The 6,132-nt window shown below is 66.6% G+C and carries 5 protein-coding genes and 1 pseudogene; all 6 read right to left on the bottom strand.

Annotated elements, in window-relative coordinates:
• Positions 1 to 288 (bottom strand): annotated as a pseudogene (locus U4012_RS11540) (c-type cytochrome biogenesis protein CcsB); the annotation flags it as partial.
• Positions 289 to 471: 183 nt separating this feature from the next.
• Positions 472 to 1,152, bottom strand: coding sequence for a c-type cytochrome (locus U4012_RS11535; RefSeq protein ID WP_321798546.1), 681 nt, complete (start codon positions 1,150 to 1,152; stop codon positions 472 to 474).
• 43 nt (positions 1,153 to 1,195) lie between these two features.
• The gene (locus U4012_RS11530; RefSeq protein WP_321798544.1) at positions 1,196 to 2,581 is read right to left on the bottom strand and encodes a cytochrome C; all 1,386 of its coding nucleotides are present in this window, start codon (positions 2,579 to 2,581) and stop codon (positions 1,196 to 1,198) included.
• Between the two features lie 153 nt (positions 2,582 to 2,734).
• On the bottom strand, positions 2,735 to 4,453 hold the full coding sequence (locus U4012_RS11525; protein ID WP_321798542.1) for a c-type cytochrome: 1,719 nt from the start codon (positions 4,451 to 4,453) through the stop codon (positions 2,735 to 2,737).
• Positions 4,450 to 5,268: a hypothetical protein gene (locus U4012_RS11520; RefSeq protein WP_321798540.1), complete on the bottom strand. Its 819-nt coding sequence runs from the start codon at positions 5,266 to 5,268 to the stop codon at positions 4,450 to 4,452. Before U4012_RS11520 ends, U4012_RS11525 begins: the two co-directional genes overlap by 4 nt.
• A 27-nt stretch (positions 5,269 to 5,295) precedes the next feature.
• Positions 5,296 to 6,120: an outer membrane lipoprotein-sorting protein gene (locus U4012_RS11515; protein ID WP_415750372.1), complete on the bottom strand. Its 825-nt coding sequence runs from the start codon at positions 6,118 to 6,120 to the stop codon at positions 5,296 to 5,298.
• Between the last annotated feature and the right edge of the window lie 12 nt (positions 6,121 to 6,132).

Here is a 6,132-nt window from a genome sequence, read left to right as displayed (position 1 = left end):
CAGCACGGCGATCGACGCCATCATCAGCCGCGCGGGTTTCCAGCGCCAGCCGAGCACGACGAGCGCCGGCACGGTGCCGATCATCACCGCCTTGTCGTAGTCATTCATGTGTTCGTTGTAATGCACGAACGCATGGCCCGCGCCCGCCACGAGTGCCAGTGCGAACAGCCAGTCGATGACCGACAGGCGCGCGAGGAACGGACGGTCGTCGCCCGGCCCGCACGCGCGAACCGCGGCCGGCGCGCGAAGTCGTCGAGGCAGCCGATACAGCGACGCGGCAACGGACATCATGCCGCCGCGGGACGATTGAATGGCTTTCATGAGCGTCACCAGGATGGAACCATCGGATGCAAATAAAAAGAGGCGCCCCGCCCCGGGGGAGACGAGACACCTAAACGATCGCCGCCGGCGCCGCTCGTCTGCCCGCCCCGCGGCACCTGCCGCATGTGACGCCGGTTCGGCGCCGGCGGCTCATTGCTCGACCGACGGGCTCGCCGGGCTGGCCGGTGCGTCGGCTTCCGGTGGAAAGGCCTCGACATAGGCCGCGACCGCGCGCATGTCCTGTTCGGTCATGTTCGCGCACACCGCCTTCATGATCGCGCCGCGTGGCCGCGTGTCGGTTTCCCGGAAAACCCTCAGCTGCTTCATCACGTAGTCCGCGTGCTGGCCGGCGAGCCGTGGGAACCCGGTCATGCCCTCGCCATGCTGGCCATGACATCCGACACAGGCCGATACACCCTTGTCCGGCAGTCCCGACACGAAGATCGCCTTGCCCGTGTCGAGCAGCAAGCGATCGCCGACCTCGCCGAGCACCGCCGGCTGGCTCGAGAAATAATCGGCGAGCTGCTCGATCTGCGCATCGGTCAGATGCGTGAAGCCCCACATGTAGCGCTTCGCATTCGGATCGGCGCGCTCGTGATGCTTGAAGTCGGTCAACTGATCGATGAGGTATTCCTTGCGTTGCCCGGCGAGCTTCGGAAACATCGGCGATACCGACACGCCGGTCGCGCCATGGCAGTTCGAGCACACCTGCAATGCAATGGTCTTGCCCGACACGGCCGGATTGTCGACTTCCCGCGACCGCTCCAGGTCGTGACAACCCGATGCCGCCAGCACCAGCGCAAGCCAAGCGAAATGGGTCACCTTGTTCATGTCAGCGCTCTCCCTGCCGCAATGTCCGTCGCCCCGCCGGGTCTCAGAATGAAGCCAGCCATAGATAGATGAACAGCGTGTCGTTGTCCCTTGCATTGCGTCCGTTGCCGTCGTAGTTGGTCGTCGCGCCGAGGAACTTGGTGAAGTGCGTGTACTGGATACCGATTCGCACGTGCTGATCAGGTATCCAGAATATTTCCGGCGTCCACCCCTGCGTATTCGGATGGAAGTTCGCGCTTGCCGCATAGGCGGCGCTGTCCGCGGTCCCCGTCGTATTGAAGAACGACAGGCTGACGCCGTACTTGGCCTGGTAGATGTACGACGCCTTGAGCCGCAACGAATTCAGGTTCGCGGCCGTGTTGTCGCTCACGACGAAGTTGTTGGGATCGTGAATGTTCTCGCGCACGTAGCGCGCTTGCGCGGTGATCGTATGCGGCTCCAGCAGGTACTGGTACTGCGTGTCGAAACCGTAGTCGCGATAGCGCGTCACGCCCGTGCCGAAGATCGGGAAACTGTTCGGGTCGTTCGGATAGACGTTCACGCTCAGCCCGAACGCGCCGACCATCAGGCTGTGCGGCCCCCATTCGCGCGTCAGCGCGATGCGCGCATACGGGTTGTAGCCGCGCAAATACACCTGCGGGTGATCCGGGTTGCCCGCGCGGCTGCCCTTGCTCAGGAACGACCAGATGCCGTCGGCCGTGCTGTAGGCGGTCAGCTCCGCATAGACCGTCTTGTTCCAGTACAGGTACCCGCCCATGCCGACGACCTGCATGGCGAGCGCGCCCTCGATCACCGGCGTGACCGGAACGCCGGCCACCGGGCTGATCGCGGAGCCGATATACGGATAGCTCCAGGCCGGCGCGGTATTGAATACATCCTGCACGGTCGGGTTGTTGTGCAGCGTCAGGCCGAGGATCAGATCGTTGGCCGGAGACATGATCCGGTCGACGAAGCGAAAGTCGGTGTTGTCCGATGCCCACCAGCCTTTCCATTTTCCGTTGGCATCCTGATGATCGTAGTTCGCATAGGTGAATTGTGCGAAGCCGCCGAGATGGTCGGTGATCTTCCCGGCGAGGAACACGCTCGCGAAGTCGAAGATCGGCAGGCCGTTCTTCGGCGTGACCGGATTGCCGCTGGCGTCGCTGTTGGCTCGCGTCTTGCTCATGTCGGCGACGGCCATCGCCGCGAGCGGAATCGTGCGCTCGCCCAACGTATAACCGTTCAGCTTGAACATGCGCCCGTACGGCGTCAGTTCGGGAAACTGGCCGCCGGCATGGCACGCGACGCAACTTTGCCCGGTCTGGCGCGCGAAGATCGGCAGCGCGTGCCCGACGGACGCCTGCAGCAGCGCGAGCGCCGCTATCACGATCATCCCGCCGCGATGCGCCCAGCGATGACGCGTGTCATGCCCGACAAGAAACGTTGTCATGGCGGTTTCCCTCCTCACGCCGTGTGGCCCGCTCTGCGCCGGAACGTCGCGCGATGTCTCCATTGTGCGAAGCGTCCGCGAAAACCGGCATGGGGAGACTTCCTCCATACGCGGTCTGATTCCTACTCCATCCATCTCGACGTGCGCGGCCGCTCAGGGAACGATCCAGGCTCCGTCGGCGGCAAGCTTCGCGCGATCCGGCCCGGCGAACCGCGCGATATAGCCGCCCTTCGATGCGAAGCGCTGCCCGGGCGCGAGCGTCAGGCGCGGATAGTAGCCGGTCAGGATGCGACGTTCGAGCATGTCCTCGATGCGCTCGACGAGATACTCGCCCACGAACGCATCGACCAGATGCTTCAGCGTCTCGGCGAGCAGGCCGCATGCGAGATACGTGTCGGCCTGCACCTGCGGCGCAACCATCGGGATGTGCCGGATCGTGAACCAGCCGAATGCGTAGTCGACGCGCACGCGCCGCCCTTCGGGCAAGTCGAACGGATAGGCGACGCGCGTCACGCCGCGCCAGCGCGTCGGCAGCGGCGTGCTGTCGAGCCCGCCGAGCAGCCCCGACATGAACACCGTGTCCGACGCGGGCGGCACATGCTCGAGCGCCGCGAGGTCGGGTGGCCGCAGCCACAGCACGAGTGCATCGTCGCGCGGCATCCCGTGCAACGCATGTGCGACATCCTCGTGAGGCGCAAGCGCGCGATTCGACACCGCGATGCCGTGTGCCTTCAGCGCGGTGGCCAGCGCCTGTGCGCCCCGCTCGCCGTTGTCGCCCGCGCGATAGACCTGCCTGACCGTCTTCACCGGCCGCGCCACGGCTTCATCCAGGATGCGCTTCGCGATCAGGTCCGACTCGAGCAGCACGCCGCGCGAGAAGTACACGGAGTAGAAATCGTGATCGGTCTCGACCGGCACCTCGACGTTCGGAAACAGGCACGGCACGGCCTGCTGTTCGCAGAAGTCGTGAACGGGCGCCCAGTTCCTGCCGCCGAGCCCCGACACGACGGCCAGCACCGGCTGTCGCGCGAAATACTGCCTGAGCTGTTCATGCCATGTGTCGGGCGGGCCCGTGAGCGACCAGACGTGCAGCTCCCAGCGCCGATTGACCATGAACATCATTTTTCGCGTCGAGCGCAGCGGCGGCGTCGCGCCGAACGGAAACGCGTTCTTGTCCGCGAAGTAGTGCTGCAGGACGTCGAGCATGCCCGCCCGCTTCACCGGGTCCGCATCGGGCGTGACGATCGTCGCGAAATGCAGCATCGTGTCGGTCACGCCCGACGGCCGGCGGCGATCGAGGCGCTTCAGATAGGCCGTCAGCGCAGCCATGTCGGCATCGCCGAGCGCGTACTGCGGCATCAGCCTGCCGAGCGGCTGGCCATCCGGAGCGGTCCCGTCGCGCACGGCCCGCGCGAGCCGTTCCTCCGTGTACGGTTCGCGATCGGTGCGCATGCCGGCAACGTACGGGATGTCGAGATCCTCGGCGGTTTGCGCGCGCGGATGCGCCAGATAGCGCCACGTGATCGGCGGGACCGTGTTGTTGCCTTCCTTCGAACCGAGGCCGCTGCGCCGGTGGCAATTGATGCAGGCGGCCGCCGCGCCGCGCAGGCGCACGCCGTCCGGATGCACGGCTTCGAGCGGCGCGCCCGAACCGAGGATGCCGCGCTGGTAGATCGCCTCGCCCGCGTCCGCCCGCGCGACGGGCACGGGCGCGACCGGCGCGACGGGCTCGGCGGGCGCCACCTCGTCGCAGCGCGCGTAACCGGCGGGCGCGCACAGCGCGGCCAGCAACATCCAGCGCGCCAGCCGGCGGCTCACGGCAAGCGGACGCGCCGCCACGAGGACGCGCAGCCGCCGCCGGATGCCGTTCATGGCCGTGCCGTCGGCAGGCCGGCACGCGGCGGCGCCGGCGACACGCTCGCATCGATCGCGACCGAACGGCGTCCGCCCGGCGACGCGGGCCGCGTGAAGATCGCATCGTCGAGCGGCGGATTCAGCGACACCTTGTCGATGACCAGCGTGTCCCTGTTCGGGGAAGCCGCCGTATGGCTTTCGATCCTGAACGGGATCTGCAGGCCGTCGACGCCCTTGAAATCGCTGTAGCTCACTTCGACGGTGACCAGGCCGCGCGGGCCGCGCAACTGACGGTCGAACTTCACGTCCAGGAACGTGCGACCATCGATCCACACATGGCGAACCGCGCCGGAAGGCAGCGTCACCGCGAGGCGGTATGCATCGTGGCCGCCGATCTGGTCGACCCCTTCCAGCGCCACGCCGACGCCCTTCGCGTCGTGATCGATCAGCGGCCCGTCGATCACCTGCTCGTCACGCGCCGACCTGATCTCGTCGCTCGAATACGGCCGCGGACTCGCGCCCAACTTCCAGCCTTCCCTGCCGTCGAAGACACGCACACTCTTCTCGTTCAATACCGTCAGCTCGAAGCGCGTCTTGTTCGGCCGCTTCATCGCGAGGACGAACGGCATGTCCCGCACGGGGGCGTTCGCGCTGTCGACATGGCCGAACCAGACCATCGTCCGGACCTTGCGCCATGCGTCGAGCCCGCCCCGCGCGGCGATATTCTTCTCGACGATCTGGTCCGCGGTGAGACCCTGCCCCGGTACTTGCTTGCACGCGCACAAGGCTGCCGCCATGCAGGCGGCGAGCACCCACGATTCGATTCGCTTCATGGCCTCGGTCCTCGCCCGGTCGTCCGGCTAGCGGCTCGACACCCTGGCCGCCCCGAGCTGCGGCTTGCCGAACGACGCATCGTCCACCGGCTGATTCACCGCCACGTGATCGATCGTCAACTTGTGCGTGCCCTTCACGCCGGCAACGGCCGTCTCGAGCGTGTGCGGCACGACGATTCCCCCCTCCTTGCGGAAGTCGCGGAAGAACACGGAGACGCCGTGCGTCCTGCCGTCGAGCACGCGCGGCTCGCCGTCGATCTTCAGCTCGAGGAACGTGGCCGCATCGATCCACACGCGACGCTCCGCGCGCTCTTTCGTCGTCACTTTCAACACGTAGGCGCGATGTCCTTCCACCGTTTCCGAGCCGATCAGCTGAACCGTGCTGCCCTTGCTCGCGTAATCGACGAGCGGCCCGTCCAGTTCCGCGGACTGCGCCGCCGACTTCGCCTCGGCCGGCGTATAGGGCTCGACTTCGTCACGGCCGAGAAACGGCCGGACTTTCCAGCCCTGCGCACCGTCATAGACCTGGAACGCCGTCTGCCCGTTGAAGCGGACTTCGAAGCGACTCTTGTGCGGACGCTTCATCGTCATCACGAACGGCAGCGCGGTGTTCTTCTTGCCGCCGGCCTCCATCAGCCCCGACATCGTCAGCGTGCTGACCGTGCGCCACGCTTGCAGCCCGCCGCGCGCCGCCACGTTGCGCTCGACGATCTGCGCGGCGCTCGCTTGCCCCGCCGATGCTGCCTTGGCCTGGGCGGTGCCTGCCGCCGAGGCCGCGATCGAGTCGGGCGCCAGCGCGAGCAAACCCGCCAATGAGACCGCCCCCATTGCTACCGAAAGAAACCGGGTCATGAGTCTTCTCCT

This window comes from Burkholderia sp. BCC1988 (assembly GCF_905339895.1).
In the GTDB taxonomy this organism is placed as follows: domain Bacteria; phylum Pseudomonadota; class Gammaproteobacteria; order Burkholderiales; family Burkholderiaceae; genus Burkholderia.
Note: the sequence above shows the minus strand (reverse complement) of the source record. Positions and strands in the feature narration are given on the sequence as shown.